Annotated in this window: 18 protein-coding genes; 6 read left to right on the top strand and 12 right to left on the bottom strand. The window is 72.6% G+C overall.

Annotation, left to right across the window (positions count from 1 at the left end; all coding sequences use genetic code 11):
- Positions 1-633, top strand: a complete 633-nt coding sequence (locus ACWGDX_RS10220; protein ID WP_453624078.1) for a TetR/AcrR family transcriptional regulator — start codon at positions 1-3, stop codon at positions 631-633.
- An 86-nt stretch (positions 634-719) separates the two neighbouring features.
- Here the strand turns inward: ACWGDX_RS10220 and ACWGDX_RS10215 are convergent, their stop codons facing one another.
- Complete coding sequence (locus ACWGDX_RS10215; protein WP_453624076.1) at positions 720-1,517, bottom strand: hypothetical protein; 798 nt, start codon at positions 1,515-1,517, stop codon at positions 720-722.
- A gap of 141 nt (positions 1,518-1,658) precedes the next feature.
- Here ACWGDX_RS10215 and ACWGDX_RS10210 point away from each other — a divergent pair, with 141 nt between their 5' ends.
- Genes ACWGDX_RS10210 through ACWGDX_RS10195 form a run of 4 tightly spaced genes read left to right on the top strand, consistent with a single transcriptional unit; the run spans position 1,659 to position 8,075 of the window.
- On the top strand, positions 1,659-3,446 hold the full coding sequence (locus ACWGDX_RS10210) for a hypothetical protein (protein ID WP_453624074.1): 1,788 nt from the start codon (positions 1,659-1,661) through the stop codon (positions 3,444-3,446).
- A complete protein-coding gene (locus ACWGDX_RS10205) occupies positions 3,443-4,729 on the top strand; it encodes a hypothetical protein (RefSeq protein ID WP_453624072.1) in 1,287 nt (428 codons plus the stop codon). Before ACWGDX_RS10210 ends, ACWGDX_RS10205 begins: the two co-directional genes overlap by 4 nt.
- Positions 4,729-6,558, top strand: a complete 1,830-nt coding sequence (locus tag ACWGDX_RS10200; RefSeq protein ID WP_453624070.1) for a tetratricopeptide repeat protein — start codon at positions 4,729-4,731, stop codon at positions 6,556-6,558. The genes ACWGDX_RS10205 and ACWGDX_RS10200 overlap by 1 nt, the downstream gene beginning before the upstream one ends.
- A 32-nt stretch (positions 6,559-6,590) precedes the next feature.
- Complete coding sequence (locus tag ACWGDX_RS10195; RefSeq protein ID WP_453624068.1) at positions 6,591-8,075, top strand: CHAT domain-containing protein; 1,485 nt, start codon at positions 6,591-6,593, stop codon at positions 8,073-8,075.
- Positions 8,076-8,224: 149 nt separating this feature from the next.
- On the opposite strand, the gene ACWGDX_RS10190 is transcribed toward ACWGDX_RS10195, so the two are convergent.
- From ACWGDX_RS10190 to ACWGDX_RS10165, 6 genes are all read right to left on the bottom strand, one after another.
- Positions 8,225-9,595: an aldehyde dehydrogenase family protein gene (locus tag ACWGDX_RS10190; RefSeq protein ID WP_453624067.1), complete on the bottom strand. Its 1,371-nt coding sequence runs from the start codon at positions 9,593-9,595 to the stop codon at positions 8,225-8,227.
- A gap of 10 nt (positions 9,596-9,605) precedes the next feature.
- The gene (locus ACWGDX_RS10185; RefSeq protein ID WP_453624065.1) at positions 9,606-11,402 is read right to left on the bottom strand and encodes an asparagine synthetase B family protein; all 1,797 of its coding nucleotides are present in this window, start codon (positions 11,400-11,402) and stop codon (positions 9,606-9,608) included.
- 195 nt (positions 11,403-11,597) lie between these two features.
- A complete protein-coding gene (locus ACWGDX_RS10180; RefSeq protein ID WP_453624063.1) occupies positions 11,598-12,176 on the bottom strand; it encodes a hypothetical protein in 579 nt (192 codons plus the stop codon).
- Between the two features lie 24 nt (positions 12,177-12,200).
- Entirely contained in the window at positions 12,201-13,178 is a 978-nt protein-coding gene (locus tag ACWGDX_RS10175; RefSeq protein ID WP_453624062.1) for a hypothetical protein, read from the bottom strand.
- Entirely contained in the window at positions 13,175-14,218 is a 1,044-nt protein-coding gene (locus tag ACWGDX_RS10170) for a hypothetical protein (RefSeq protein ID WP_453624060.1), read from the bottom strand. Before ACWGDX_RS10170 ends, ACWGDX_RS10175 begins: the two co-directional genes overlap by 4 nt.
- Positions 14,215-14,970 (bottom strand): cupin domain-containing protein, encoded by a 756-nt coding sequence (locus ACWGDX_RS10165; protein WP_453624058.1) that lies wholly within the window; start codon positions 14,968-14,970, stop codon positions 14,215-14,217. The genes ACWGDX_RS10170 and ACWGDX_RS10165 overlap by 4 nt, the downstream gene beginning before the upstream one ends.
- Positions 14,971-15,302: 332 nt before the next feature.
- On the opposite strand from ACWGDX_RS10165, the gene ACWGDX_RS10160 reads away from it, so the two are divergent.
- On the top strand, positions 15,303-16,061 hold the full coding sequence (locus tag ACWGDX_RS10160; RefSeq protein WP_453624056.1) for a hypothetical protein: 759 nt from the start codon (positions 15,303-15,305) through the stop codon (positions 16,059-16,061).
- Between the two features lie 268 nt (positions 16,062-16,329).
- Here the strand turns inward: ACWGDX_RS10160 and ACWGDX_RS10155 are convergent, their stop codons facing one another.
- The 5 genes from ACWGDX_RS10155 to ACWGDX_RS10135 form a co-directional block, all read right to left on the bottom strand.
- The gene (locus ACWGDX_RS10155; RefSeq protein WP_453624054.1) at positions 16,330-19,338 is read right to left on the bottom strand and encodes an ADP-ribosyltransferase; all 3,009 of its coding nucleotides are present in this window, start codon (positions 19,336-19,338) and stop codon (positions 16,330-16,332) included.
- Positions 19,339-19,654: 316 nt separating this feature from the next.
- Entirely contained in the window at positions 19,655-22,288 is a 2,634-nt protein-coding gene (locus ACWGDX_RS10150) for a galactose oxidase-like domain-containing protein (RefSeq protein WP_453624052.1), read from the bottom strand.
- Positions 22,276-23,595, bottom strand: a complete 1,320-nt coding sequence (locus tag ACWGDX_RS10145) for a glycosyltransferase (RefSeq protein WP_453624050.1) — start codon at positions 23,593-23,595, stop codon at positions 22,276-22,278. Before ACWGDX_RS10145 ends, ACWGDX_RS10150 begins: the two co-directional genes overlap by 13 nt.
- On the bottom strand, positions 23,592-25,424 hold the full coding sequence (locus tag ACWGDX_RS10140; protein WP_453624048.1) for an ArnT family glycosyltransferase: 1,833 nt from the start codon (positions 25,422-25,424) through the stop codon (positions 23,592-23,594). The genes ACWGDX_RS10145 and ACWGDX_RS10140 overlap by 4 nt, the downstream gene beginning before the upstream one ends.
- Positions 25,421-26,677, bottom strand: a complete 1,257-nt coding sequence (locus tag ACWGDX_RS10135) for a glycosyltransferase (RefSeq protein WP_453624046.1) — start codon at positions 26,675-26,677, stop codon at positions 25,421-25,423. The genes ACWGDX_RS10140 and ACWGDX_RS10135 overlap by 4 nt, the downstream gene beginning before the upstream one ends.
- Positions 26,678-26,835 lie beyond the last annotated feature (158 nt).

Raw genomic sequence — 26,835 nt, 5'->3', positions numbered from 1 at the left:
ATGGCCGCCACTTCTCACCCCCCTCTCACCCCTCTCCCGGAGCACCAGCCCCCGATGGGCCTGCGCGAGCGCAAGAAGCTCAAGACGCGGATCGCGATCCGCCGGGCGACCTACGGGCTGATCGCCGAGCAGGGGTACGAGGCGACGACCATCGAGCAGATCGCGGAGGCGGCCGAGGTCTCCCCCTCGACCGTCTTCCGCTACTTCCCGACCAAGGAAGACATCGTCCTCACCGACGAGTACGACCCGGTCATGGCGGCCCTGCTGCGCTCCCGGCCGGCCGACGAACCCGCGCTGGAGTCCATCCGGTTCGTCATGGACGAGGCGATGCGCGCCATGATGGACGGCGACTACGACGAGATGATGCAGCGCACCAAGCTGGTGGTCGAAGTGCCCGCCGTCCGGGCCCGGATGACCGAGACGATGTCGTCGACGGCCAAGCTGCTCGCCGACGCGCTGGCGGAGCGCACCTGCCGGGACGCGGACGACTTCGAGGTGCGGATCTTCGTCGCCGCCGTGCTGGGCGCCCTGCGTGAGATCACCATCTACTGGGGGGAGCGCGGCAGTCAGGACGATCTGCGCGCCCTGATCCACCGCGCTCTGGACAATCTGGCCGCCGGTCTGCGGCTGTGACGGGCGGGTCGGACATGCCGGGCCGTTGTCCCCGGTCCGCCGACTGATCGCTCTGCGGTTCCGGCGGCCCCGGCGGTCCTGAACGCTCACGCGTTGGCGGGGAGCGTCAGGACGAGCACGGACTCGTTCTGCGGGAGGTAGTGCACCTTCACGACCCGTCCCACCTGGACATGCTGTACGGCGCGCGGCGGCAGGAACTTCTCCACCACGGTGGTGAAACCGGAGCCGTCGGGCCGGGTGACGGCCAGTCCGATCGCCACCTTCGGGTTGCCGTCGCGGATCTCACCCGGCACCTCCAGCGAGCGGACCACGGCCTCGGCGGCCACCCCGCGCTCCGCGATCTCCAGATTCTCCCGGGTGGTGACGCCCCGCCGGATCATGGCCTCGTTCATCGCGCTCTGGACCTTCGTCATATCGCCGGAGCGGTCCAGCTCCACCGTGTCCGTACGGCCGGGGAGATAGCGCACCGGCAGCAGGGTGCCCGGCCGGAGCACCGCCAGATCCGTCACCGGCACGACCGCCCTGGCGTACGAGGGGAACGGAACGCCGTCCGCGCCCTCCACCATCAGCTCGATCCGTACCTCGGGCTGGTCGTTGAGCGTCATCCCGGTGGGCCGCGTCGACACGACGGTCCCCACACCCACCAGCCCGTCGCGGAAGGCCGCGCTGTTGCGCCCCGAGAACGCCGCCACGACGCTGTCGCCGGAGAAGGCGAAGACGAGGGGGACGACGGTGAGGGCGATGATCGGCGCGGTCATCTGCGGTCCCACCCAGGCGAGAAACTCGAACCCCTCCTCGACGGGCCGGGTGAACCCCGTCCAGAGGTAGTAGCCGATCGAGCCGAAGAGAAACACCAGGGCCGCCGCGCGGATGAGCTTCTTCATGGTTCCGTTCCTTTCCCCGAGTGGGCCGGGAGCCGTGATCGGCCGGCCGGTACGAGGACCGTAGGAGCGGCCCGCGCCCTACCGATCCCAGGTTTGGCGGCGCCGGTTCGGCGACGACGGACCCGCTATAGCCTGGAGCGCATGCGGACAGATGCCGGGATGCGCGGGGTGCGCGGGGCGCGTTCGGGGGCGGCGCGTCCGCGGGCGATGGTCCTGGACGAGGTGTGGCGCGAGCTGGCCGGGGTCGGTCCGCTGAGCGGCCCCCAGGGCGGGCCCCTGAGCCGTACGGTGAAGCTCGTCCTCGATCCGCTGGTGATCCGTCCCGTGCTCCGTCCCCAGTGCGCGGGCCCGTTGGTGACGGCGGACGGCGCGGCCCTGCTCGCCGCGCTGATCCACGCGGCGGCGGACGTGCTGCGCGCCACGGCCGACTGGTTCACCCTGCTCAAACAGGTGCGCCGCGCGCTTCGGATCACCGAGGGCAATCCCCAGGACCTCTACTTCCAGCTCTGCTTCGAACTGGCCGCCACCTCCGGCCCGCCCGATCCGACGACCGGCCGGCGCACGGCGGAGGAGGCGCTGCGCGAGACGCACGGCTCCGCGCGGGGCCGTACGACCGGGGCGCTGAAGGAGTACATCACCGACCCCGCGCACACCGCGGAGCTGACGGCGGCCCTCGAACGGGCCTGGGCGGGCAGACTCCACGGCACCGACCACGGCACCAACCACGGCCACGGCCACGGCACCGGCACCGGCACCGGCACCAGCCACGGGTCCCGCGCCCCCGGGGAGCCCGAAAGCCCGCGAGAACAGGCCGCGTTGGTACGGGCCGTGCTCGACGGCTGCGCGGCCCCGTCCGCCGGCCGGTCCCGTACGGTGAACGCCCCGGGCGGAGGGCGGACGGCCGACGCCGGGCGGTCGGGTGCGGCGGCGCTGGTACGGCTGGTCGCGCGGCACGCCGGTACGGCGGCCGGCCGGGCCCTGTGGACCGCCGCGCCCGCCCCCGCACTCCCCGCCGGCGCACTCCCCGTCGGCGCCGAAGAGCTGGGCCTGACGAAGCATCCGGTACCGGTCGCCCCCCGCCTGGGCGGCTCGGCCGCCACGTCCGCGACCGGACAAGGCCCCGGGCAAGGTCCCGGACAGGGCCTGGGACTGCCCTTCGACCGTACGGTGCACGAGCGGGTGTTCTCCGTGTTGCAGGCGTCCCACGACCGGGCCGGGCTGGCGCCCGTACCGGAACTGGTCCACCGGGAGATCGCCCGGAGCTGCGCGCCCTGGGCACTGAGCGACGAATCGCTGCGTGTCGCCGCCACCGTGGGAGTGCGACTCGCGCTCGGGCTGCGGCCGTTGGGCGACGGGGACGGGAGCGGCGCGAGTGAGAGCAGGAGTGGGGGCGGGGGTGGCGGCGGGAGCGGGAGCGAGGGCGGGAGCGGGAGCGGGAGTGGCAGTGGGAGCCCGGAAACGGACGCGCACCGGGTGATCAACAGCCGCTGGCGCCGCGAGGCGTATGTCCTCCGGGCCCGCCGCCTCGCTGTCGGCCTCGGCGAGCCGAGCGCCTACGGTGGGCGGCCGGGCGGCACCGGTGAGAGCGCCGTACGGGCCGCGCGAACCGTACGGGCCACCGTCCCCGAACCGCTCGCGCGCATCGCGGAGGATCTCCGTACCCCCTGGCGCGCGTATCTGCGACGCCTCTGGGTCCGGCTGCACGGACGCGATGTGCGCGAGGCGCCGATCGTCGGCGTCGAGGAGTTGTGGGACGTCCTGGACGGAGTCGCCCGCTCGGTCATCCTGGACCACCGCACCCGGGTCAGACGCGCCCTCAGCGACCCGGCCGTCCCACTCGCCGCCCCGGCCGGCCACCCCGCCCGCGAAGGGACCGCCCGCGAGGAGACCGCCCGCGAGAGGACCGGACGCGAGAGGACCGGCCGATGACGGACACCGTACGGATCGGCCGCGCCGAGGACGGGCTGCTCCATGTCATCACCCCGCTCCTGCCGAGCGGCGGAACACCGCCGAGCGTGCTGGACCCCGCGCCAGGCGTGGATGTGGCGGTACTGGAGGTCGCCGGCGGCCATCTCACCTGGAGCGTGCTCGCGCTGGAGGCACCGCCCGTGGCGGTGCTCGACAGCGTCGGCCCGGCCCAGGGGTGGGTCTGGGCCGTCTACGGCGAACAGACCGCGCTGGCCCTCGCCGAGGACGCGACGGCTCCGGCCGCACCGGGCGACGGCACCGTCACGGGCGGCACTGTCACGGAGGTGTCTCCCGGCGACGGCACCATCAAGGGCGGCACCGTCACGGAAGCGTCCCCCGCCCTGCCGGAACTGGTCGCGAGCGCACGGCGGCTGGCGTACGCGCACTGGGCGGCGCGGTGGTGGCCCGCCTCCGTGGTCGACGCCATCCCCGCGCTGGACGTACACCTGCTCGGCCAGGAGATCGGCACCCTGACCGAGGAGTGCGATCTGCTCTTCGGCGCGCAGGAGACGGCCGAAGCGTCACCGACGGACGGACCCTTCCCGGCCGTCCCGCCGGACACACTCCCGAGCGCCGATGTGCCGCTGCCCCGCGCGACGGACTACGCGCTCGCCGCCGGTCCGGCACCGGCCGACGGCGCGGCCGACGGCCTGACACTCGCCCGGGGCACGGGCGGCTGCGACTGGCGCCGCTGTCCGCCGGGGCTGGTCGACGCCTCGGAACGCGCCGTGTCCTGGGAGGTCGTACGGGCGGCGGCGCGCACCACCGTGTCCATCACCGTGGTGGCCGCCCCCGGACCACCGCACCCGCGCGGCGAGTTGGCGCCATGGGCGGCAATCGGCGGAGCGGGCGTCGGCGGAGCTGCCGTCGGCGGAGCGGGCGTGCCCCTGGACGTCCCGCTGCGCCGGGTGGCCGACACCTGGGTGGGGGACGGGCTGCTGGACGGCGTACGACCCGACGCCGTACGAGCCACGACGGGGCCGCACCCCGACGGCCCGGCCGGTCCCGGTCCGTACGCCCTCGGCGCGGACGGCCTCGCCGTGGACATCCATCTCCCGGGCTTCGGCACACCGTCCGGCCCCGGGGAGGATCCGGCGGCGCAACGGGCCCTACGAGCGCGGATACGCGATCTCGAGCGGAGCCGACTCGCCAGGGCGGCAGCCGGTACGGACGCGCCCGCCGGGCCCGGGGCGCTCCTCCTGCGCGCCGAGATCGCGGCGGCGAACGACGACTCGGACTTCTGATGACCGGCCTTCCCGACGCCCATGGCGGCCACGACGAGCCTGGCTCCCCGGCCGGTCCCGACGAGCCGGGACCCGAGGTGATCTCCCGGATCTCCGCCCTCGTCGACGCGGGCAACGACGCCTTCCTCCGGGGTGAATTCCCCGGCGCCCACGCGCTGTTCGACCAGGCCGTCAAGGCCGCGACCCGCTACGGACGGGCCCTCGACCTCCGTATCCAGGCCCTGGCCAACCGGGCGAGCACGGCCGACCGGATGGGCGACCACCCGGCGGCGATCGCCTCGTTCCACGAGGCGCTGGATCTCTGCGACCGGCTCGCCGCGCTGGTCGCCCCCGATCCCGCCGACACCGCCGATCTCACCGATCCCACCGATCCCACCAACACCGCCGACACCGCCGCCGTGACCGTCCTGCGGGCGTCCGTGCTCGTCAATCTCGCCCAGGCGCTGACGCGCACCGGGGAGCTCGACGAGGCACACACCGTTCTGGAGCGGACCCGCGCGCTGGTGGGCGGCGCCGAGCGGGGACCGGACACGGCGGATCTGCTCATCGGCTGTCTGGTCGCCCTCACCGCGATCACGATCGAGCGCGAGCAGTGGGCCGGGGCGCACGGACTGGCCGCCGAGTCCCTCGATGTCGTCCTGCGCCACCGCCCGGCACTCGCCGGGCGCCCGCTGCTGAATCTGTCGGCGATCCATCTCGCCACCGGACGCCCGGAGCTGGCGGAGGACTTCGCGCATCAGGCGATCGCCGCGTTCGAGGCGTCGGACACCCCGGCCGGGCTCGCCGAGGCACAGCAGAGTCTCGCCCAGATGTATCTGCGCTCCGGGCGTCCCGCCCTGGCCGAACCGCTGCTCACCGCGTGCCAGACGTACTTCGAGCGCACCGGGATGGGCCACCAGTCGGGCATCGGCCTCGATCTGCTCGGGCTGCTCGCCGCGCTGCGCGGTGATCCGGCCGGGGCCAACGCGCTGTACGTGCGCGCGATCGTACGGTTCGAGGAGTCCGGGGCGGTGGTCGCCGCCGCCGAGGTACGCGTACGGCTGGCGGCCGTTCTGCACGCCGAGGGCCGGTACGAGGAGAGCGAGGCCCAACTCGCCCTGGCTCTGGCTGCGTTCGCCGCCGGCGGGCTCGGACCGCGCTGCGCGCAGACGGACTTCTACCACGCCGCGCTGCTGGAGCACCGGCTGTCCGGCCCGCCCGCCGCACCCGGACCACCCGGCCGGTACGGCCCGCCGGGACCACCTGCCCGGTACGGCCCGCCCGGCGGCTCCGCCTCGGACCCCCTGGTGCTGGGCCGGGCCGTCGGACTGGCCGTACCGGCGGCGCTCGCCATCGACGCGGTGCGGTTCACACTGGCCGACGGCGGACAGCGGGAGCGCTGGAACCGCGCGTTCGCGGAACCCGCCATGCGGCTGGCGTTCCGGCTCGCCACCCGGGCGGGCGCGGCCGAGCTGGTGGCCGAGCTGATCGAATCACGGTGCGCGGGCACCCCGCTGCTGGACGGCTCGTCCGCCACGGCCGGTCCGGCCGGGCCGGCCGAAGATCCGGACGGCGGCCCGGCGGTCGGGGCGCCGTTCCCCGAACCCCCCGATTTCCTGGGTCCGTTGTCCTTCCCGGGCGCGGACCGGGACACCGGCGAGGAGAAGGACGCCTTCCGGCTGGGCGCCGCGCTCGCCGGTGTGGCGGCGAGCGCGGGACTGCGGGTCTCCCCTCCGCCCCGGCTGGCGCTGGACCGTACGGGCGCGGTGGCGCTCGCCCCGTACATCGCCCAGGCCGAGGCCCGCTACGGCGGCCGGATCCGTGACGACCGGGTGGTGCCGACATGGTGAGCGCGAACGAGGTGAGTGCGAAAGGCGTGGGTGTGAACGGGTTGAGCGCGTACGGCGTGGACGGCGCGAGCGCCGGGACGGGAGGTACGGAGCGGCCGGACGGGCGGCCGACGGCCCTGGTCCGGATGGCCGACGCCGGGGATCTCTACATCTCCTGGCGCTGGACGCACGATCTGACCGCGACGGGCGTCGGTATCGTCCCGCGCGCCGAACTCACCACGGCGCTGGCCGCGCTCGCCGCCGCCCTGCCCGGCGAGGCGCTCGGCCATGCGCTGACTTCCGGCGCCTTCGCCTCGTACGACACCGAACTCGCCCTCGCCGAACTGCTCGCGCGCACCTTCCTTCCGTACGGCCTCGCCAAGCAGCTCCACGAGCTCTACGAGCGCGGGATCCGCCCCCATCTGCGTCTTCAGCCGTCGCCGCGCGTGGCCCAGGTCCCCTGGGAGCTGCTGGCGCCGGACCCGGCGGTACGACTGGTGGAGATCGCGGACATCAGTCTGCTCGCGCCGGTGAGCATCGCACACGCCCCCGCCAGACCGTCCCGCACCTGGGCGGCCACCCGGCACCTTCCGGTCGTGGGCGTCCTCGATCCCCGGGTGCCCGGATTCCGGGCGGACTCCGCGCTCGGTTCCGTACTGGGGCGGATGACGGCCGACGCCCCGGTGGCCCGGATGGTCGCGGGGTATCTGGCGCGGGAGCGCTGGCGGCCCGCCGTACAGGATCCCGTCGAGGCGTTCCGGCGTACCGATCTGGACCGGGAGTGGCTCGGCGCGGCGCTGCGCGAGGGCGCGGGAGCGTCGCGGCTGCTGTACGTCGGCCATGTGACGGCGGCGGCGCCCGAGTCGGGGCAGAGCGAGAACGCCCAGCTCCATCTGGCCTGTTCCGCGGAGACGGCCGGCTTCGCGCCGACGGTACGCGCCCACCGGCCGCTCTCCGCGAAGGACCTGCTGCTGGGTACGTACGGGCTCGACGCGGGGGCGGGGCCGGGCGCGGGGGCGAGGACAGAGGCGGGGGCGCGGGCGGAGGCGGAGGCGGCCGTCGGGACCGGTTCGAAGACCGGCGCCGGCACGGAGCGCACCGCCGCCACGGAGCGCAGCGCCGCCACGGAGAGCGGCACCCGGGCCCGGAGCGAGGACACCCGGGCGCGGGCCGGAGACACCCGGTGGCCGATCCCCAGCCGGGTGGCGCTGATCGCCTGCGAGAGCGGCGGTGACCTGCGGTTCGGCGAGGCGCTCGGACTGGCCACGGCGATGATCCACGGCGGCGCCGAGACCGTCACCGCGGGCCGGTGGACGCTCCCCACGGATCTGGCCTTCCACCGGATCGCCGGGGCGGACCCGGCGGCCCGCCCGCTCCAGGACGCGATCCGCGCGATCGACGCGGCGCACGAGCGGGACGACGCGGTGCTCGCCCACGGCGACTGGCAGCGGGCACGGCTGGCCGCCTGGCGGGAGCACCGTACGGTCGAGCACTCCCCCGTGCTGTGGGGCGCGTTCGCCACCATCAGCACGGTCTGAACCATCAGCACGGTCCGAGCGTCGGCACGGTCCGAAACAGGCCCGGATCCGGCGCCCGGAGCCCGGATCCGGCACCCGGCACCCGGCACCCGGCACCCGGCACCCGGCACCCGGCACCCGGCACCCGGCACCCGGCACCCGGCCAGGGCCTACCGCACCCTCGCCGTGATCGTCTTCGGACGCTGGTACTCGTGCAGGGCCAGCGTGCTGAGGTCCGTCCCATGGCCCGAGGAGCCACGGCCCCCGTGGGGCAGCTCCGCCGTCTGCACGAGATGGCAGTTGACCCAGGCCTCACCCGCGTTCAGCCGCCCGGCGAGGTCCAGCCCCGCCGCCAGATCACGCGTCCAGACACTCGCGGCGAGCGCCTGCGGCACACCGTTCGCCAGGGCGAGCGCGTCCTCGGCCGTGTCCGCCGCCTGGACGGTGAGCAGCGGGCCGAAAACCTCCTCCACCACCGCCGGGTCGTCGTCGGGCAGATCGGCGAGCACCCGCGCGGGCCGCCAGAACCCGCCCTCCTCGCCGGCCCCGGGGGCCAGTTCCCCGGTCGCGGTCACCTTCGCGGCGGAGGCGCCGACGATACGGTCGTAACGCGCGGCCTGGTCCGCGTTGTTGAGCGGGCCGAAGTCCCGGCCCGCGCGGCGCTCGCGCATCGCGTCGGAGAGCAGGGCGACGGCGGACTCGTAGTTCTCGCGGAGCGTGATCACGCGCGCGGGGACCGCGCAGCTCTGGCCCGCGTTGTACGTGGTCGCGGCGGCCAGCTCCGTCCAGGTGTACTCGGGGGCGTCGGGCAGCACGACGACCGGGCTGTTGCCGCCCAGTTCGAGGCTGACGCGCCGGGTGCCGGCCCGCGCCGTCACCTCGGCTCCGGCGACCGCGCTCCCGGTGAAGGCCACCATGTCCACGTCGGACGCCACCAGCAGCCGGCCGGTCTCCCGGTCGCCGGGCACCGTCCGGACCACCGACTCGCCGAGCGCCTCTCGCGCGTGTTCGGCGAGCAGGGTGAGTGAGTCGGGGGTCGTCTCGGCGGGCTTGACCACGACGGTGTTCCCGGCGGCGAGCGCGGGGGCGCACCGCCAGGTGGCCATCATCAGCGGGTAGTTCCAGGGGACGACCACACCGACGACACCGAGCGGCTCCCAGCGGACCCAGCTCTCATGGCCCGCGACAAAGCTTCCGGCGGCCGGGGCGGCCTGGGTGCGCGCGGCCCAGGCGTAGAAACGGAAGAGATCCGCCGCCTGCTCCACCTCGGAGGCCGCCTCTCCTTCCGGCTTGCCCGTACCGGCCCGCTCCAGCGCGGCGTACTCGGCGGCGTGCTCCTCGATCAGACCGGCGAGGCGGTCGAGCCGCCGTGACCGTTCCCTCGGCGTCAGCGCCCGCCACCCGGTGAAGGCCCGGCGGGCCGCGCCGACGGAGGCGGTGATCCGCTCCACACGGGCGACGGCGAAGTCGCCGCGTACCCGCCCGGTCCGGGGATCGACCAGCGTGACGGTGTCGGTGCTCGACGTGCTCAAGGTACTCAACGGGCCTCCATCAGCGTATGTCGTAGGCGCGCAGCCACAGTTCCAGGGTGAGTACGAGCCACAGCTTGCCGCCCTGCCTCGGCAGCAGCGCGCCCTCGCCGCGCATCCACGCGCGTACGGTGTCCTGGCGGAAGAGCCCTCGGGCGCGTGCCTCCCGGCCCAGCAGCAGATCGCCCGCCAGCTCGCGCAGCGGTCCGCCGAGCCACTGCTGCACCGGTACGCGCATCCCGCTCTTGGGCCGGTCCACGACCGTGCCGGGCAGCAGATCCCGTACGGCCTCCTTCAGCACCCACTTCTCGACGGCGCCGTTCAGCTTCCACCGGGGCGGGGTGGCGAAGGCGTGGTCCACCACCCGGCGGTCGAAGAGCGGGGCGCGGCCCTGGAGCGCCTGGGAGGCGGTGAGCCGTTCGACCTTGGTGAGGATGTGATGGGCGCCCTTGGTCCGCAGATTGCAGTGCAGGAGCTGGTTGAGGAGATGGTCCATCCGGCCGTCCCGGGGTTCGGGCCGCAGATACGGGGTGATGAAGCGCTCGGGACGGGGCGCGGTGGCGAGGGCGTCGAGTGTGTCCGGGGTGAGCAGCTCGGGAAGGTCGGTGTAGCACTTGCGGTACGAGCGCAGATAGGCGGTCTCGCGCGCGGTCGTGGCGTATCCACCGGCCGCACCCGCCCCGCCGGTCGCACCGGGCAGCCCGGCCAGATCGTCGCCGTGCATCTCGTTGACGAGCATGGGCAGATTCTTCGGCCCGCCGAACACCGGGTCGCCGCCCTCCCCGTTGAGCACGACCCGTAGCCCGTCGCCCGCCACCGCCTCGGCGAGCATCAGATTGGGCACGGTCAGCGGATCGCCCACCGGGCTGTCGAGCAGCGCCGCGGCCTCCGCGAGCCGGGCGGCCACGGCGTCCCCGGACACCGTGAGCACCCGGTGGCGGGTGTGGCAGTGTGCGGCGACCAGGCCCGAGTAGCCCAGTTCATTGGGGAGTTCGTCGCCGAAGCTGATGGAGTACGTGTGCACGGGGTGGGCGTGCAGTTTGGCGGCGAGCGCGGTCACCAGCGAGCTGTCGACACCGCCGGAGAGCAGGACGCCCACGGCCTCCGCCTCCGGCAGCCGGCGCGCGGTGGCCTCCTCCAGCAGTTCGCGCAGCCGTAGCGCGTAGCTCTCGGGCGGGGCGCCGTCGTCCTCGATCAGCTCCTGGGGCTCCCAGTAGTGCTCCTCCGCCAGGGTCCCGTCCGCCGCCAGCCGCAGACACCGTCCCGGCAGCACCTCGCGCACCCCGCGCAGCAGTGTCTCCTCGCCGGGGAGATAGGCGAAGGTCAGGAAGGAGCGTACGGCGGAGAGTTCGAGGCCGGTGCCGAGCGCGGGCCAGCGGCGCAGGGCCCGCAGCGAGGTGGACGCGGCCCAGCAGGCACCGGCGCGGGCGTAGAAGAGGGTGCGGGCTCCGACATGGTCGCGGATCAGGACCAGTGCGCCGTCCTCGTGCACGGCGAGTGCGAACATGCCCTCCGCCGCGCGGATCCCGGCCGTGCCGAGCCTCGCCCAGCAGCGCAGGAGCAGCTCTCCGTCGGGGCAGTCGGGCGGGGCGGGGGCGCCGGCCGCGGCGAGGGCGGTGAGCAGTTCGGACCGGTTGTGGAGGGTGACCTCACCGACGGCGGTACGGCCGTACGCGGTGAACGGGCCGGTGGCATGGCCCGGTTCGTCCTCGATCAGCGCCAGCGCGGGGCCGTCGGGGCGTACGGGGGCGCCCGTCGCCGCGAGTTGGTCCCTGGCGTGCCCGGGGTCCGCCGCCAGGAAGGCGCTGAACCGCGCCATCGTCACACTCCTCGTGCCGGATCCTGCCGGATCTCGCCGGATCTCGCCGGGTCTTGGCCGGGTCTTGGTGGGTCTCGCCGGATCTCGCCGGGTCTTGCGGGTCTGGTGGGTCTGGTGGGATACGGCTCGCCCGCCGGGGGACCGAGCCGCCCTGGGCCGCCTGGGCCGCCGAGTCGCCTGGGCCGCCGGGCCCGTTCAGCCGAAGTCGTCGTCGCTCCAGCCACCGCCGTCGTCGGAGTTCCAGCCGTCCCCGGAGTCCCAGTCTCCGCCATCGCCGCTGTCGCCACCGGTGTCGCCGGTGCCACCGGTGTCGCTGTCCCCACCGCTGTCGCCCCCACCGCCGTCGCCGCCGCCGGAGGAGGAGCTGCTCTGGGCCTGCTGCCGCAGCTCTTCCTCCTCCTCGGGGCTGAGGCTCACCGGCGGATACTGGGCGGCCGTGACGGCGAGCGCCGCCAGACCGAGGCCGCCCAGCAGGACGCCCATGCGCCCGCCGAACGAGGTCCTGTTGACCATGACCGTCTCGCCCTGGCCCCAGACCGTACGGCCGTAGCCGATGTCCCGGCCGTAGGTGACGGTGCCGTCCGCGTGACTCCGTTTGATGATCCGCTGTCCGAGCAGCTCGTCGGTGCCGGAGCCGCCCTGGTTGTCGTACCAGCGCACGGTGGTGCCGCCCTCACGCCGCCGCCACTCCTCGCGCCCGTCCTCGTACCGCCGGTGGACACTGCGGTCGGCGAGCAGTTCGTCTCTGTACGGTGTTTCGCGTGGCCGGTTCATCGCCTCGTGTCCTCGTATCGCCGGTCAGTCCGTCGGCCAGGTCATGAACCCGGCCGTGCGCAGCTCGCGCAGGCCGGTCCACAGGGACTGGCCGGGTGTTCTCGGTCCGCGCAGCACACGCAGGACCGTGCGCAGCAGACGCGCCGGGGGGACGGCCTCCACCTCGGCGAAGCGCCCGTCGGCGAGCCAGTCGCGCTCGCGCGGTCCGAGCGCGGACGGCAGCGCCCGCCCGTCGTCCGGCCCCGGGGCCGGGCCGTGCGGCGAGACCAGGTGCAGCGCCGCCGCGTGCCGGGGTACGAGTCCCATCGAGGCGACCCGTACCCCCGCGAGCCCGGCGCGCACCCGCGCGGTCAGCGCGATCCCGGCGGTGCTCGCGTCGTGCAGGACATGCACGGTGGCGCCCTCCACCCGGCCGAGCCCGGCGACGAGCCGGGGGTCGAGCGGCCGTCCGTCGGCGGCGAGCACCGGGCAGGCCGCCTCCAGATGGATGTCGTTGGCGAGCAGCATCCGGGCCACGGCGCGGCTCTGGCAGACGAGCAGCCGGGGCAGTCCGTAGGCGTAGAGGTCGGGCTCCTCGGGTGTGCGGCGGACGGCGGAAGGACCGGCCGACGAACCGCCCGACCGACCGACACCCGAACCGACGGACGAACCGCCCGACCGACCGACGTCCGAACCGGCACCCGGGCCGGCGGACGGGCCGACACCCGGACCGGCGGACGGGCCGGGCGGCAGGGGCTCCAGCAGCCCCGGCACCTCGCCCTTCCCCGCCTCGCGCCACCGGCGCAGCGCCTCCTCGAACCGCTCGTACCGTACGGGCGGCCCCGGCGTGAGCGGGATCCGGCGCGGCACGGTGTGCAGCGGGCGCAGGACCCGGCACATCTCGTAGTAGAGCTGGCGCTCCGTGAACCGGATACGCGCCGGCGCTCCCGCGCGGGCCACCGCGGTGGTGAGGGCGCGGTCGAGGAGCCGGTCGCCGACGCCCGTGGCGGCACGTGGGGTCATCGGCCGGCCCCGCCGCCGGGGGGCCAGGTGAGAAAGCCGACCGCCTCCGCCCGGCGCCGGGCGGGATCCGCCTCGTTCATGGTGGCGACCCGGTGGGCGGTCCTGGTGACGGCGTCGACGAGCTTGGCGGGCCGTACGGCGGTCAGGGGGACGGTCCAGCCCTTGGCCAGCCAGTCCAGCTCGGCCTTGGTCAGCGTGCCGCCCCCGCCCAGCCACGCGATGAGGTCCGGTGCCGGTCTGGCGACCCGCGCCGTGGGCGCGTCCTTCACGTTCATCACCGCGCGCGGCGGCAGCCCCGCGTCGACCACCCTGCGGCCGGGCAGTTCCTCCCGGGTCCGCACCACCAGCCCGCAGCCGTCCGCGCTCGCGTCGTGCAGGACGAGAACGGGCAGCGCGCCGGGGAGCTGACGGCTCTCGGCCGCGAGGGCGATTCCGTACCGCTCGGGTATGTCGTTGGCGGACAGGAAGGCGAGGACGGCCCGGTCGGGGCAGAGCAGCGCGACCCGCGCCCGGTCCGGGTGGTGGACGCCCTGGTGGGCGGAGTCGTCCACGACCCCGTGCGGGAGCGCGCCGTAGAGAGGCTTCCAGTCGGTCAGCAGGGCGCTGCGGAAGGCGCTCAGCAGGGTGTCGCCCCGCCCGCGTCCGCCGCTCCTCAGCGAGGAGATCACGCCGATGACGACGAAGATGAGGAACAGGACACCGAAGAAGCTGAGCAGACCCTCGTCCCCGCTGGTGGCCGAGCCGAGGGCGAGCAGACCGACGCCGGCCGGCACCCCGATCACCGTGCACCCGACGGCCGCCGCGATCCCGCCCGAGGAACTCTTCCGCTTCTTGCGTACGGCGGCGGCCCCGAGCTGGTCGAGGGTGATCTTCAGCCGCCCGCCGTCGGTGAGCTTCGCCATGAGCCGCTGGATACGCAGATCGCTCAGCCCGAGCGAGTTGGTCCTGGGGTCCAGGGCGAACCGCCGATGGCACTTGGAACAGGTCCGGTCGGGCCGTTCCTTGTACAGCAGGTTCTGCTGACAGTGCGGGCAGATCATCGCGGGGTCTCCAGCGCGGAGGCGATACGGCGCAGCCCCGCGGCGAGACGCTCGCGCGCCGTGGTGGTGCCGACGCCCCTGAGCCGCTGGGCGCGTTCGATGTCGCGCAGCGCGGCGGCGAGCAGTCCGAAGTCGGTGCCGATCCTGGCGACGGTGCCGATGCGAACGGCGGTGCCGAGGCCGCGGCGGCCACCGCGTACGACATCGTCCGTGGCGCGGCGCTCGGCCTCGTCCGCGGTGATCGCGTAGTCCTCGTGATCGATGCCGAAGCCGGTGTTGGCTGCGAGGATGTTCAGCGGCCTGGTGCCCCGGTTGGCGAAGGAGTGGGGCATCATCTCGGGGATACGGATCATCCCGCCGGGTACGAGCGGGATCTCGGTGACCCGGCCGCGGGGCGCGTCCCAGAGCCCGCAGGAGGCATGGCCGAGGCTGAGTACGAAGTGCTCGCCGCCGTGGGCGTGCGGGGTGAACGCACTGCGCGGCCCGACGACACCGAGCTTGACGGTGGCGTTGGACGGGCGCTCGGGCGAGGTGCGCGCGTCTCCGACGAGATAGTGGGCGAACTGCCCGTCGTCGATGAAGGGCAGGAACTCCTCGCGGGGTCCCAGCTCCCGCGCCCCGTCGCGGTCCGCGAAGAGCACACTGCCCTCGGAGCCGAGCTGGAACAGCTCCACCCCGTACGGCAGTTCACGCGCGAGCCGCGCCATACCCCGCAGTCCCGACCTGCCGGACCCGAATTCCACGCCGGACATCGACGCCCCCCATCGCGCTGTCGACCACTCTCGCATGGTAGGCCGATGTCTGGGAACGCATGGCGCGTAGGGCCCGAATCCGAGGCGAGATCACGGTGAACGAAGCGCGTTCCGCCGCTGTCTTCCGCCCGTTCGCGGCCATCCTCCGTACGCGCGGCGCGAAGGTCACGGGAGAGCGGGGGCCTGTAGTCACGGGAGAGCGGGGGCCTGTAACAGATACCGACGGTTGATCATGGGTGTGCAACAGTGGCGCCGATCGGCGAACCGCCTTGCTCCGGAGCGCGTTTGACAGGTCAAGACCAAGACGAACGCACCGCCGAAAGGGCACCCACATGTCGCTCCGCCGCTCCCGCACCCGCTCCCGCACGCTGGCCGCTGTCGGCCTTCTGGCCGCCACCAGCCTGTTCCTCACCGCCTGCGAGCCCGCCGGCTCCGGCGCCGCTTCGGGTGCGGAGACCAGTGCGGAGGCCGGCGTCGGGGCCGACGCGGACGCCGGTGCGAAGGACGGCGCGAAGAAGGGTACGGAAGAGGCCAGTACCGACAACCGCGAGGACGGTACGGTCACCGGCGTGCTGACCTACCTGGCACCAGGGAAGCTGGAGGTCGACGGCCGCCCCTTCTTCGTCGCGGAGGACACCCTGATCCAGGGCGGCGAGATCTGCGGCGACCCCGAAACCCCGGAGATGGAGAACTGCACCCCCGAGGAACTCGACATGGTCGCCAAGGACGGCAACCACACCGTCGAGGTGACCATCGAGAAGGGCATAGCCGTCAAGGTCCTCCAGAAGTTCTCCCCCGAGAAGCCGGCCGGGGAGGGCGGCTCCGAAGAGGCCAGTGCCGACAACCGCGTGGACGGTACGGTCACCGGCGTGCTGACCTACCTGGCACCGGGAAAGCTGGAGGTCGACGGCCGCCCCTTCTTCGTCGCGGTCGACACCCTCATCCGGGGCGGCGAGATCTGCGGCGACCCGGAGACCCCGGAGGCGGAGACCTGCACCCCCGACGAACTGGACATGGCCGCCAAGGACGGCACCCTCAAGGTCGAAGTGACGATCAAGAAGGGCATCGCGGAGCAGGTCGTCCAGGCGTAGGGCCTCTCGTTTGGATCTTGCTGGGCTCGCGTGCCCTGGTGCCGGATCCAGCCAGATCCAAACGAAAGACCCTAGCCGCGGACGTCCTTCAGATCCGTGGGACGCGTCGTGACGGCGGGACGCGAGACAGTGAGACATATGACGGTGGGACGCGAGAGGCGTGACGGTGGGCGCCGGGCGGCGCGGCAGCGGGCGGCGCGGGCGGCGGCCCTGTGCGATGGCTCTGTACGGCGGCCGGTCGGCCGCCGTACAGAGCCGGGCGTGTGGCTCACCCCGTCTGCTTCAGGACGATGACCTTGTACTCCTTGCCGTTGATGATGGTCGTCTCCGTACCGGTCTGGGTGAACTTGCCGTCGCGCGGGATGACGACCTCCGACTCCTTGCCCCGGTAACGGGACAGCGGGTCGACATTGCGGCCGTTGTCCGTCTCGATGCGGACGAGGACCGACTCGCCGTCCCGGCCGTTGCTCTTCGCCTTGGCGGCGGCGCCCTCGGCCTTCTTGATGTCGGTGGACGTGCTCAGGTACTCGGGCATGGTGATCTCTTCGCCGGCCGCGTACCTGTCGAGCATGTCGCGCGGCATGAACGTGCCCCGGTAGACGGTCGTGCTGACCGGCGGCAGGTGCTCCAGGGCGCGGTCCATCTTCTCGATGAACTCCTCGACCTTGCCGGCACGGCTGCCGGAGACCGGCTGGCCGCGCAGGAACTTGTTCGCGTCCTCGTACCAGGAGCCGGTGTAGTCCGCGATGATGAGCGCGTCCTCGGCCGTGAAGTCCTTGGTCAGGGGATTCTTGCGAGCGATTTCCTCGACCTCCTGCGCCCAGGCCTTGCGTCCCGGTCCCGGGCGGTACGGCGGGATGTCGTCCAGCGCGCGCATCGGGTCCATCGGCCGGTTGGCGTCGGAGCACGCTCCGAGGTCCCCGCCGTCCACGTTGGGGCTGCCCGGATTCTGCTGGCCAACGTTGGGTGCGCTCGGGTTGTCCCCGCTCACATTGGGGGAACTCGGGTTCTCGTCCCCGCCGACCTCGGGGTTCATGTCCTGCATGGAGTCAAGGGCTTGCTGGACCGCCTGCTCCGCCTCTTGGTACGTACCGAAATTGGCGAGGGCCGCCGCGGCCATCGCCTGCATGGCGGCTTCGGCCGAGGTGCTCCCGGGGCTGGGCGCGGCGAGCGAGAAGCCAGTGCCGGCGGCATGCCGGGCGCCCGTGCCGGTACTGACATCGGCCGAGGCGAGCGCGAAGCGGACACCGCCGGTCGCGCCTGTGGTCACACCGCTGGAGTAGGAGATCGCTGAGGCGAAGGGAGGAGCGGCGACGGCCCCTTCGGCGCAGGGGTCTTGTTCGTCGTCCTCGTCCTCGTCGTCCTCGTCGTCGTCCTGGTCTTCGTCGTCCTTCTTGTCGTCGTCCTTCTTGTCGTCGTCCTTCTTGTCGTCGTCCTCGCCGCCGCTGCTGCCGCCGCTGGTGAGGGCACCGGTGGTGCCACCGCCACTGCTGCCACCACCGCTGGTCGAACCGCCGGAGGTACCGCCACCGCTTGAGCCTCCGCCACTGATCAGACCACCGCTGATCAAGCCGCCACTGATCAGGCCGCCGCTGCTGGAGCCGCCGCTGCTCGAACCGCCGCTACTGCTACCGCCGTTGGAACCACCGCCGGTCGAGCCACCACCCGTGCTGCCACCGCTGCTGGACCCACCGCCATTGCTGCTGCCGCCGCTGGCGCCCCCGCCGCTGGCACCCCCGCCGCTGGTCCCACCGCCGTTCGAGCCGCCACCGTTGCTGCCACCACCGCTGGAACCGCCGCTGTTACTGCCACCACCGCTGGAACCACCACTGCCGCTGGTGCCCCCGCCACTGGAACCGCCACCGTTGGTCCCACCGCCGCTGGAGCCCCCGCCGTTGCTCCCGCCGCCGTTCGAGCCGCCACCGTTCGAGCCGCCGCCATTGCTGCCGCCGCCATTCGAACTGCCGCCATTCGAGCCGCCGCCGTTCGAGCCGCCGCCGTTCGAGCCACCACTCCCGCTGGTGCCACCGCCGACGACAGCTCCGCCTATGTCGCCGTCATCATCATCGTCATCGGACCCGCCGCTGCTGGAACCGCCGTTGGAGCCGCCACCGTTGGAGCCACCGCCGTCCGAACCGCCTGCGTCGGATCCTCCGTCGGAGCCGCCGCCCGAGTCACCGCCGCCGGTGCTGCCGCCGCCGTCGGTACCACCGCCATCGCTGCCGCCGCTTCCGCCCGTACCGCCGTCGGAACCACCGCCGTCAGCACCGCCGTTGGCGCCCCCACCATTCGTACCGCCGCCGTCCGAGCCACCGTTGCCCGAACCACCATTGCCCGACGTACCGCCCGAGTCTTCGCCACCGCCGGTACCACCGCCAGTACCACCGCCGGTAGCACCACCGGTGCTGCCCCCGTCGTCGCCACCACCCGTGGTGCTGCCGCCGTCGGAGCCACCGCCGTCAGCGCCACCGCCGCTGTCGCCGCCGCCCGAACGGCCCGTCGTGCTGCCGCCGTCGTCACCGCCGCCGCCGGTACCACCCGTACCGCCGGTATTCCCGCCCGTACCCCCACCGGCCGTGTCACCGCCACCGCCACCGCCGCCCCCCACTACCTCCGTGGAGCAGGTGCCGCCGAGGATCCTGCAAACCGCGTTCTGGAGGCCACCGGCGATCTGAGGTCCCACACCGCTGAGAAGCAGTGCGCCGATGATGAGGGCGACCAGGCCGATCATGCCGACGTACTCGACCGATGTCTGACCGCGGTTCCGGCGCCACCTGATCAGGTGCTGGAGCGAGGGGATCGCCAGTCGGCGGAACCGCTCGGGGGTGAGGCGCGGCTTCACGGCCCGCTGTTCCAGGGGGAGTTCGAACCAGGCGCGGCTACCGCCGATCAGCACCAGCAGAACGCCGGGCAGCACCATCTGGCTGATCCCGCGCTCCGAACCCCCGTACAGATTGATGACGCCGCCGGCCAACAGCCACGCCTGGAGACCGATCAGCCCGAACCAGACCACCTTGCCGCCGGTCCACAGGCGCTGCGCCAGAACCACACCCGCGATGCCCGGCGCCACCGCGTACAGCGCCAGCAGGGTGAGCGTGGGCGTGACATGGTCGCCCAGTTCCAGCAGCGAGGTCAGCATGCCGACACCGCCCAGCAGCGTGAGGGCGAACATCAGATACAGCAGGGCCCGCGTCAGAACCAAGGACCGGGGCAACTCCCCGCGCCCGTCGGGCAGCGGTACGACGCCCCGCAACGTCAAGGCTCCTGGGTCGGACATAGGAAACCCTTCCACCACACCGCTCAAGACGTCGCGCCGACGGCGTCCGGCCGTGGCACCTACGCCGTCAGCGTAGGTACGGGCGAGGCCCAGCCCTAGGGCCCACAGACCCAACCCGGGGGCCCAACCGAGCCCACGCCCAGCACAAGAGAGGAGAGACACGGACGAATCCCCGCCGCAACTGAGTACGAGAGCCGCCGGAGGTCCCCGGACACGCCGGAACCCGGGTGCCGCAGCGCCGCGTCACCCGGGTCCGGACGGGGCGTCAACCCCGTCGGGGCGTCAACCCCATCAGGGCGTCAGCCCCGTCGAGGCGTCAGCTCCTGGTCCGTCGTACGTCACCCTTTCCGCACGCCGTGCCGTCCTTGTCCGGGTCGAGGCGCAGCGGGTCGTCCTTGCCGTTGACCTTCAGGCGTCCGTACGCGTTGTCCGCCAGCCAGTCGCAGCGCGCCTTCGTCGTCGCCTTCACCGTCTCCGGGAAGACCGTGGGGACGCAGACGTTCGCCGAGCCGTAGTGCCGGTCGCAGCCGGCGATCTGCGGGCTGACCGGTGCCGAGGTCCGCTTCTTCCCCGGCTTCTTGGCGGGCTTCGCCAGGTCACTCGCGAAGTCGTGCACATGTGCCCCGTGCGCAGAACCCGCCGACCCCGCCGACCCGGCCGCCTCCGCCGAGCCCGCCGCCTCCCCCGAGCGCTTCGCAAGCGCCGCCGGGCCCCCGAGGTGCACCCACTCCGCCACCGAGGGAACGCCGTTGGCGTCGACCGCGAACAGCATGTACCAGCCGGGCGGCGCCAGATTCGGGTTGCTCGTCACATTGAGATCGACGTTGTTCCCGTCCACCGTGAGCGGCAGGTCCACGAACCGCTGGTTGGGGTCGGACGAGTGCGTCACCGCCGCCGGGCGGATCAGCTCCGCCTTGGCGATGGGCCGGTCGACCGTGATCCGCTGGGTGTCCCCGTACAGCCACTGGTCGTCGATCAGCGAGGTGATCTCCGGCCGCGGCCCCTTGAGCAGATACGGCGGGGTGTACAGCGACACCTGATGGTTCCAGGTGCCGTTGCCCGGGTTGTCGCCCGTCGTCATCACCCGGCCGTCGGGCAGCAGGAACGCCGAGGAGTGGTAGCCGCGCGCCTCGGGGTCCACCGCCACCGGATCGAAGGTGTCCGTCCGCGGATCGAAGATCGACGATTCGTAGACCGGATTCGCCCGGTTGTGCAGCGCGCCGCCGGTCTCCAGGACCGTGCCGTCGGGCAGCAGCACCGCCGAGCCGTACATCTTGCCCTGCGCCCCGGTCTGCGGCTGCGGACCGGCGCCGAGGTCGACCGTGCCCTGGGGCAGCGGCGGACCGGCCGTGTACACGGGGTTGGGCTCCTTGAGATCGATCAGGTCCGTGAGCCGGTTCGCCTCCGGGTTGGAGTCGATGTTGCCGCCGCCGATGGTCAGCACCCGCTGGTCCTGCGCGGGCGGCAGCAGCACGCTCGCCGACTGGTCGCGCTCGTCCTTGTTCTGGAGCCCGGCCACATCCGTGACCGTGTTGGCGTCGTAGTCGTAGATCGAGGAGCCGGTGCCCGGGGTGCCGTTGCCGAAGACATGGCTGCCCGAGTAGAAGAGCCGGCCGTCCTGCATCAGGATCATCGACGGGTACAGACCCCAGTACGACCAGGTCTGGTTGACCTGCCACGTCGGCAGCCACTGGTTCTGCGCGGCGGACCAGCGCTCGGCGGTCACCGATCCGCTGGAGTCCTCGCGCAGCCCGCCGAAGGACAGCACATCGCCGTTGCCCATGATCGTGGCCGACGGGTACCAGTGCCCGTCGTTCATGTCGTTGGTCCTGCTGTAGGTCTCGGTGACGGGGTCGAAGATGTACGAGTCCTTGTACCCCTGGTAGCCGACCGTGCCGTCCGCCGACGGATAGCCCTTGTTACCGCTCATCACCAGCACCCGGCCGTCGGAGAGCTGGACATGGCCCGCGCAGAACATGTCGTCGGGCGTGGGGACCATACGGTACGAGCCGTCCTCCGGGTCGTAGACGGCGGAGGTGAACGTGCCCGCCTCGAACATGTCCGTGTCGTTGCCGGACCCGGCGATCAGCAGCACCTTGCCGTTGTTGAGCACCACCGAGTGCATCGAGCGCACGGGGTTCTCCGTCGGCAGGACCTCCCACCTGCCGTCCAGGCACTCCTGGGCGGTCCCGGTGCACTCGGGCTCGACGGGCGGCGGTGCCACCTCCTCCATGGTGTAGTCGTCGGTGGTCACACTGCCCGTGCCGTACACCGACACACCCCAGGTGATCCGGTCGGTGCCGGGCGGGACGACCGGGGTACGGACCTCCGCCCGCTGGTAACCGGCGCTCGGATCGAGGGTCTTGAGATCGGTCCAGTACTGCCAGCCGGCCGTGGTGTCATGCCGGAAGAGTGTGATCGCCGCGTCCGGGGTGGTCGACTTGTACCAGAGGGACAGGTCGTACTGCCGGTCCTGCACCACATCGGGCGCGCACGCCACGGACTCGGTGATCAGCGCCTTGCGGTCGCCGTCGACCCGGCGGGTCAGCTCGACCTTGAGCGCCTTGGTGCCGGAATGGGCGTCGGCGACGGTCGCGAAGCTGAAGTCGTTGTCGCCCCAGCCGGACTGTTCCCAGCAGTACGGCATGGCTCCGGCGCCCGTACCGGCGGTCTCGAAGCCGGGGTTCTTGACGAGGTTCACCCCGGCCGCCGCGGGCTGCTGTGTGCTGAGGAGCAGTCCGCCGGTGAGCGCGGCGACGGCGAGCAGGGCGGTACGGCGGCTGCGCCGGGCGGGCGGCCGGCGGAAGGGACGTACGGATCCGGCCGGGCGCGCGGAGCCCGTCGCGGGCCCCGCCGAACCGCTCGCCGCCCGCGCCGCGCCCGTGACACCGGGGGACGCGCCCGTACTCGCCGCCTCGCGCGGCCCTCGTCCGAATCTCAGTGCTCCCATCGGGCGGCTCCCCCCTCGATGATCTCGACACCCTCCATACGCTCAGCACCGGAACCGGAGCCGGAACCCGCACCGGCACCGGCACCCGCGACGCGGTCGGCCACGGGTCCGCCCCGCCGCCCGGCCGCCGCACGGCTCTTCCCCCGCTGCCGCTTCGGCAGATACACCAGCGCTTCCGTCCCCACGAACCGCAGGACGAACGTCGCCAGCAGCGCCAGCGCGGTCGCCGCCAGCACCGCCATCCCGAACTGGGAGACGAAGAGCGCGATCAGCGGGATACGCAGCAGCAGATCGGCGTTGGCGAGCAGCGCGAACCGGCCCACGCGGTCCGCCCAGTGCCGGTGCGCCCGCCTGTTGCGGAAGAGCAGCGTCTCGATCAGAAGGAAGTTCCACGCCACGCCGAACTGGTTGGCCAGCACCTCGGCCGGCAGATAGTGCAGCCCGGCCACCGTCAGCCCGTACAGCGCGAGCAGATTCGGTACGAAGCCGGTGAGGCCGATCAGTCCGAAGGCGGCCATCCTGGCGAACGGCGAGGCCGTCCGCAGCTCCACGAGATGGCGCAGGAACCGCAGCCCTTCCCTGGCCGAGGACTTGGACTCGCCCGCGAACCGGTCCCGGAAGACGAACGGCACCTCGGCGGGCTGCTCGGGCCGGCAGCGTACCGCCAGCTCCAGCAGGATCTTGTAGCCGAGCGGACGCAGCGCCTCCGCGGTGACCGCGGAGCGCCGGATCGCGAAGAACCCGCTCATCGGGTCGCTGATACCGCGCAGCCTGGCCGGGAAGAGCCCCTTGGCCAGCCAGGTCGCCGCGCGGGAGACCGCGACCCGGTAGCCGCCGGCCAGTCCGGCCCGGCTGCCGCCGCTGATGTAGCGGCTGGCGACGACGAGATCGGCGCGTTCCCGCTCACCGGCCGCGACCAGATCGGGAACGAGGGCGGGCGGATGCTGGAGGTCGGCGTCCATGACGACGATCCAGTCGGAGCCCGCGGCCCGCAGACCCTCGACGACGGCTCCGCCGAGCCCGCCCTCGGGGCTCTGCCGGTGGATCACCTCGACGGGGAACGGGCAGTCCTGCGCGGCGGACACGATGACCTCGGGGGTGTCGTCCGTCGAGTCGTCGACGAAGATCACCTCACAGGGCAGTCTGGCCGGTACGGCGTCGGTGAGCTGCCGCAGCAACTCCCTGACGTTCCCCGACTCGTTGAAGGTCGGGATGATGACGGTGACGGCTCCCGGCTCGGCCACGGCCGTGGCTTCGAGTTCGGGCTCGCCGAGCGCGCCGGCGCCGGTGGGCGGAAGAATGCTCATCGTGCGCCTCCCGTGCTCTTGGTGTCCGTGGCCGTGGTCGTGGCGGCGGTCGTAGCCGTAGCCGTAGCCGTAGCCGTTGCCGTAGCCGTGGCGGAGGCCGTAGCCGCGATCCGGCGGATCTCGATCCGGTCCTCGCCCTCGCCGAAGACGGCGACGGTGTCCGAATGGGTCAGCGCGTCCCGCACATTGGGCAGGTCACGCGCGTCGCGCCGTACGGTCGGGGAGGCGACCACATAGTCCAGGTCGCGCCAGCCGCGGGGCATGGTCTCGGTGACGGCCGGGTCGAGATCGGCCTTGTAGAACCAGATCGCGCCGAGGCCCGGCTCGTATCCGGCGTGTACGAGGTCGAGCCAGAGCGCGTCGTCGACCAGCACCCGGGCCCGGGACGGGTCGGGGACCTCCGTGGCCATCCAGGAGGCGGCGGCCCGGTAGGGGGCGTTGGCGTCGGCGGTCAGGGCGGTGCGGTTGCCGTCGTACCAGCGGGGCGCCGCGTACCCGGCGGCGGTCACGGCCAGGGCCGCCAGCGCCGTCCAGCGCACGACGGTCAGCTTCCGGCTCTCCCCGCTCCCGCGCCGTCTGCGCAGCACGGCATGGGTGATGCTCGCCGCGCCGCCCGCCAGCACCAGCGCCAGGAAGGGCAGCGCCTGGATGACATACATCGCGGGCAGATAGCCGGAGGGACGCATGGCGACGGCGGTGAGGATCACCACGGCGAGCGCGGGGCCCGCGAGCGCCCGCGCGGTGACCGACCAGCGCAGGGTCACCATCAGCAGGACGGCACCGGCGACCCCGCCCAGCGGCAGCACCCGGTCGTAGTAGAGCCAGGACTGGAGCACCCCGTACGAGCCGCTGCCGGCGTCTAGGATGAAGCCGGAGCCGGGCCGGCTCATCTGGTACGTGATGCCGTCCCACAGCGAGACATGTCCGCCGCCCGGCACCAACTCGCCCTTGAGTAGGGCGAACAGCGGATAGAAGAGCCCGATCAGCGCACAGGCGGTGATCGCGCCGGTGAGGGCGAACTTCCGGGTGTCACGGTGGCTGAACCGCCACATCGTCACCAGCAGCGCCGGCAGGATGACGAGCATCGTCTCCTTGGTGAGCACACCGACGGCGGCGGCGATCCCGGCCGCGAAGTGGTGCCAGAGATGACGGTGCGGCGAGGCGGCCAGACAGAACGCCAGCAGCATCCACATCACGGCGATGTTGTCGAGGAAGATCTCCCGCTGGAGCACCACGGAGAGCGGGGAGAGCCCGAAGAGGACCATCGCCAGTCCCGCGGCCCAGCGCGGCAGCCACAGCCGCCGGGCCAGTACGTACAGGAACACCGCGCTGGCCGCGCTGACCAGCAGCATCGCGAACCGCATCGGGGCGACGGTCATCGACTCGGGCGAGAGGAGCGAGGGCAGCCAGGTCAGAAAGGCGATCTGCATCCAGCCGAGCGGCGGATGGTCGTACCAGTAGGTGTAGTGGGCGAGGCCGTGGCCCTCCTGGACCGCCCAGGCCTGGGCGAGATAGGTGCCCTCGTCGTCGCTGAGCGTCGGATAGTGCTGGATGTTCCAGCCCTGGACCAGCAGGATCGCGACGAGGAGCACACCGCAGAGCAGCAGATCGGGGCGGGAGCCGCGGAAGCGCACCACCGGCCGGACCGTGAGCCGTCTGTTGCCGCCCGTCCGCCCGTCGGCCTCGTCCGGGGTCCCTGGCGCGTCCCCGGCCCGACCACCCTTGTACCGGGCGCCGTCGGCCCGCTCGTCCGTGTCCGGGGCATCGTTCGGCTGCGTGGGGACGGCCGTTCCCTGATCGGCCGTCACCACGGGGAGGGTGGAGGTCACGCGTGGACGTCCTCTCGGATGAGATGCGCGCCGACATGACTGGTCAGCTCCCAGTCGCTGCGTCCCCGCTGCTCGCGCCAGACGGCACGGATCGCCGCGCCGGCGAGGAGCACCTGGTAGAAGGGGCCGCCGACGACGAGCTTCAGATAGTGCGTGAACCGGACGCGGAGCCCGTACTGCTTGCCGAAGTCATGCAGCCCGACCACCTCGAAGACGAAGGTCACCATCGCGGTGACCAGCGGCAGGAAGGTGATGAAGGCGATGGTCACCGATACGTCCAGGAAGAGCGCGATCCCCACGTTCAGCGGGATGATCACTCCGGTGAACGCCTGGAGGAACGGGGTCATCAGGGTGTAGCGGGCGAGCATCCGCTGTCCTGGCGTGGGCAGTTGCTTCCAGTCCTTCTTGCGGTAGACCTGAAGGAAGCCCTGGTTCCACCGGGTGCGCTGTTTGAGCAGGGACATCAGCGAGCCGGGGGTCTCCTCGCGGGTCACCATGTCCGAGTCGTACGCGACGACGACCTTCTTGCCGACGCTGGAGAGCCGTACGCCCAGATCGCAGTCCTCGGCCAGGCAGTTCGGGTCCCAGCCGCCGGCCTTGCGCAGCACCTCGGTCCGTACGAAGACGGTGTTGCCGCCGAGCGGGATGAAGCCCTTCTGGGCGTGCAGATGCAGTCTGCTGCGGAACCAGAAGAAGTACTCCAGGCAGTTGCGCAGGCTGTACCAGCTCGAATGGAAGTTGATGAGCTGGACGCCGCCCTGGACGACATCGGCGCCGGTGGAGCGGAAGGCGTGATCCACATGGGTCAGCAGTTCGGGGTGGACCTGGTCCTCGGCGTCGAAGACCCCGACGACCTCGCCGGTGCAGTGCGGCAGCGCGGTGTTGAGCGCCTTGGGTTTGTTCTTCGCCTCGTGGGTGTCGACGACGACCCTGACCCGGTCCGGGTCACGGGCCGCGGCCCGCTCGGCGACCTCGGCGGTCTCCGGGTCGTCGTGTCCGACGATGACGATGATCTCGAAGTCGGTGTGGCTGGACTGGAGCAGCCGCTCGATCGTGTGCTCCAGCACCGCCTGCTCATGGCGGGCGGGCAGGAGCAGGGAGAACGATCCCTCGCGGCCCCCGTCGGGCGGTGCGAACTTGGTCGAGGCCAGCGTCTCCGGTGTACGCCAGGCATGCATCTGCCACCAGAGCGTGAACGCGGCCATCCAGAAAAGCGCCAGTGAAACGGCAGCAATGAACACAGACGTGAGCAACACGGCCCCCCTCGGCCCGGGTGGACCGCGGCAAGGCCCCCCTGGCCGCAGGCGCACCCGTCATCCCCCTCGCGCGCAGGTCCCCCATGCGCACCTATTGTGCCTCTTGTGAAGACAATAGGGCCGACCTGTGACGGTCGGGGGGCTGATTAGATGAA

This window comes from Streptomyces sp. NPDC055025, from assembly GCF_053608565.1.
The sequence above is the reverse complement of the archived record's forward strand: the minus strand, read 5'-3'. Positions and strand labels throughout refer to the sequence as shown.

What these genes read in the sequence shown, in the direction of transcription:
- ACWGDX_RS10205 (WP_453624072.1), top strand. Translation starts at nt 3,443, where the DNA reads ATGACGGACACCGTACGGATCGGCCGCGCCGAGGACGGGCTGCTCCAT.
- ACWGDX_RS10180 (WP_453624063.1), bottom strand. Translation starts at nt 12,176, where the DNA reads ATGAACCGGCCACGCGAAACACCGTACAGAGACGAACTGCTCGCCGAC.
- ACWGDX_RS10165 (WP_453624058.1), bottom strand. Translation starts at nt 14,970, where the DNA reads ATGTCCGGCGTGGAATTCGGGTCCGGCAGGTCGGGACTGCGGGGTATG.
- ACWGDX_RS10220 (WP_453624078.1), top strand. Translation starts at nt 1, where the DNA reads ATGGCCGCCACTTCTCACCCCCCTCTCACCCCTCTCCCGGAGCACCAG.
- ACWGDX_RS10210 (WP_453624074.1), top strand. Translation starts at nt 1,659, where the DNA reads ATGCGGACAGATGCCGGGATGCGCGGGGTGCGCGGGGCGCGTTCGGGG.
- ACWGDX_RS10155 (WP_453624054.1), bottom strand. Translation starts at nt 19,338, where the DNA reads ATGTCCGACCCAGGAGCCTTGACGTTGCGGGGCGTCGTACCGCTGCCC.
- ACWGDX_RS10215 (WP_453624076.1), bottom strand. Translation starts at nt 1,517, where the DNA reads ATGAAGAAGCTCATCCGCGCGGCGGCCCTGGTGTTTCTCTTCGGCTCG.
- ACWGDX_RS10185 (WP_453624065.1), bottom strand. Translation starts at nt 11,402, where the DNA reads ATGGCGCGGTTCAGCGCCTTCCTGGCGGCGGACCCCGGGCACGCCAGG.
- ACWGDX_RS10200 (WP_453624070.1), top strand. Translation starts at nt 4,729, where the DNA reads ATGACCGGCCTTCCCGACGCCCATGGCGGCCACGACGAGCCTGGCTCC.
- ACWGDX_RS10170 (WP_453624060.1), bottom strand. Translation starts at nt 14,218, where the DNA reads ATGATCTGCCCGCACTGTCAGCAGAACCTGCTGTACAAGGAACGGCCC.
- ACWGDX_RS10145 (WP_453624050.1), bottom strand. Translation starts at nt 23,595, where the DNA reads ATGAGCATTCTTCCGCCCACCGGCGCCGGCGCGCTCGGCGAGCCCGAA.
- ACWGDX_RS10160 (WP_453624056.1), top strand. Translation starts at nt 15,303, where the DNA reads ATGTCGCTCCGCCGCTCCCGCACCCGCTCCCGCACGCTGGCCGCTGTC.
- ACWGDX_RS10175 (WP_453624062.1), bottom strand. Translation starts at nt 13,178, where the DNA reads ATGACCCCACGTGCCGCCACGGGCGTCGGCGACCGGCTCCTCGACCGC.
- ACWGDX_RS10150 (WP_453624052.1), bottom strand. Translation starts at nt 22,288, where the DNA reads ATGGGAGCACTGAGATTCGGACGAGGGCCGCGCGAGGCGGCGAGTACG.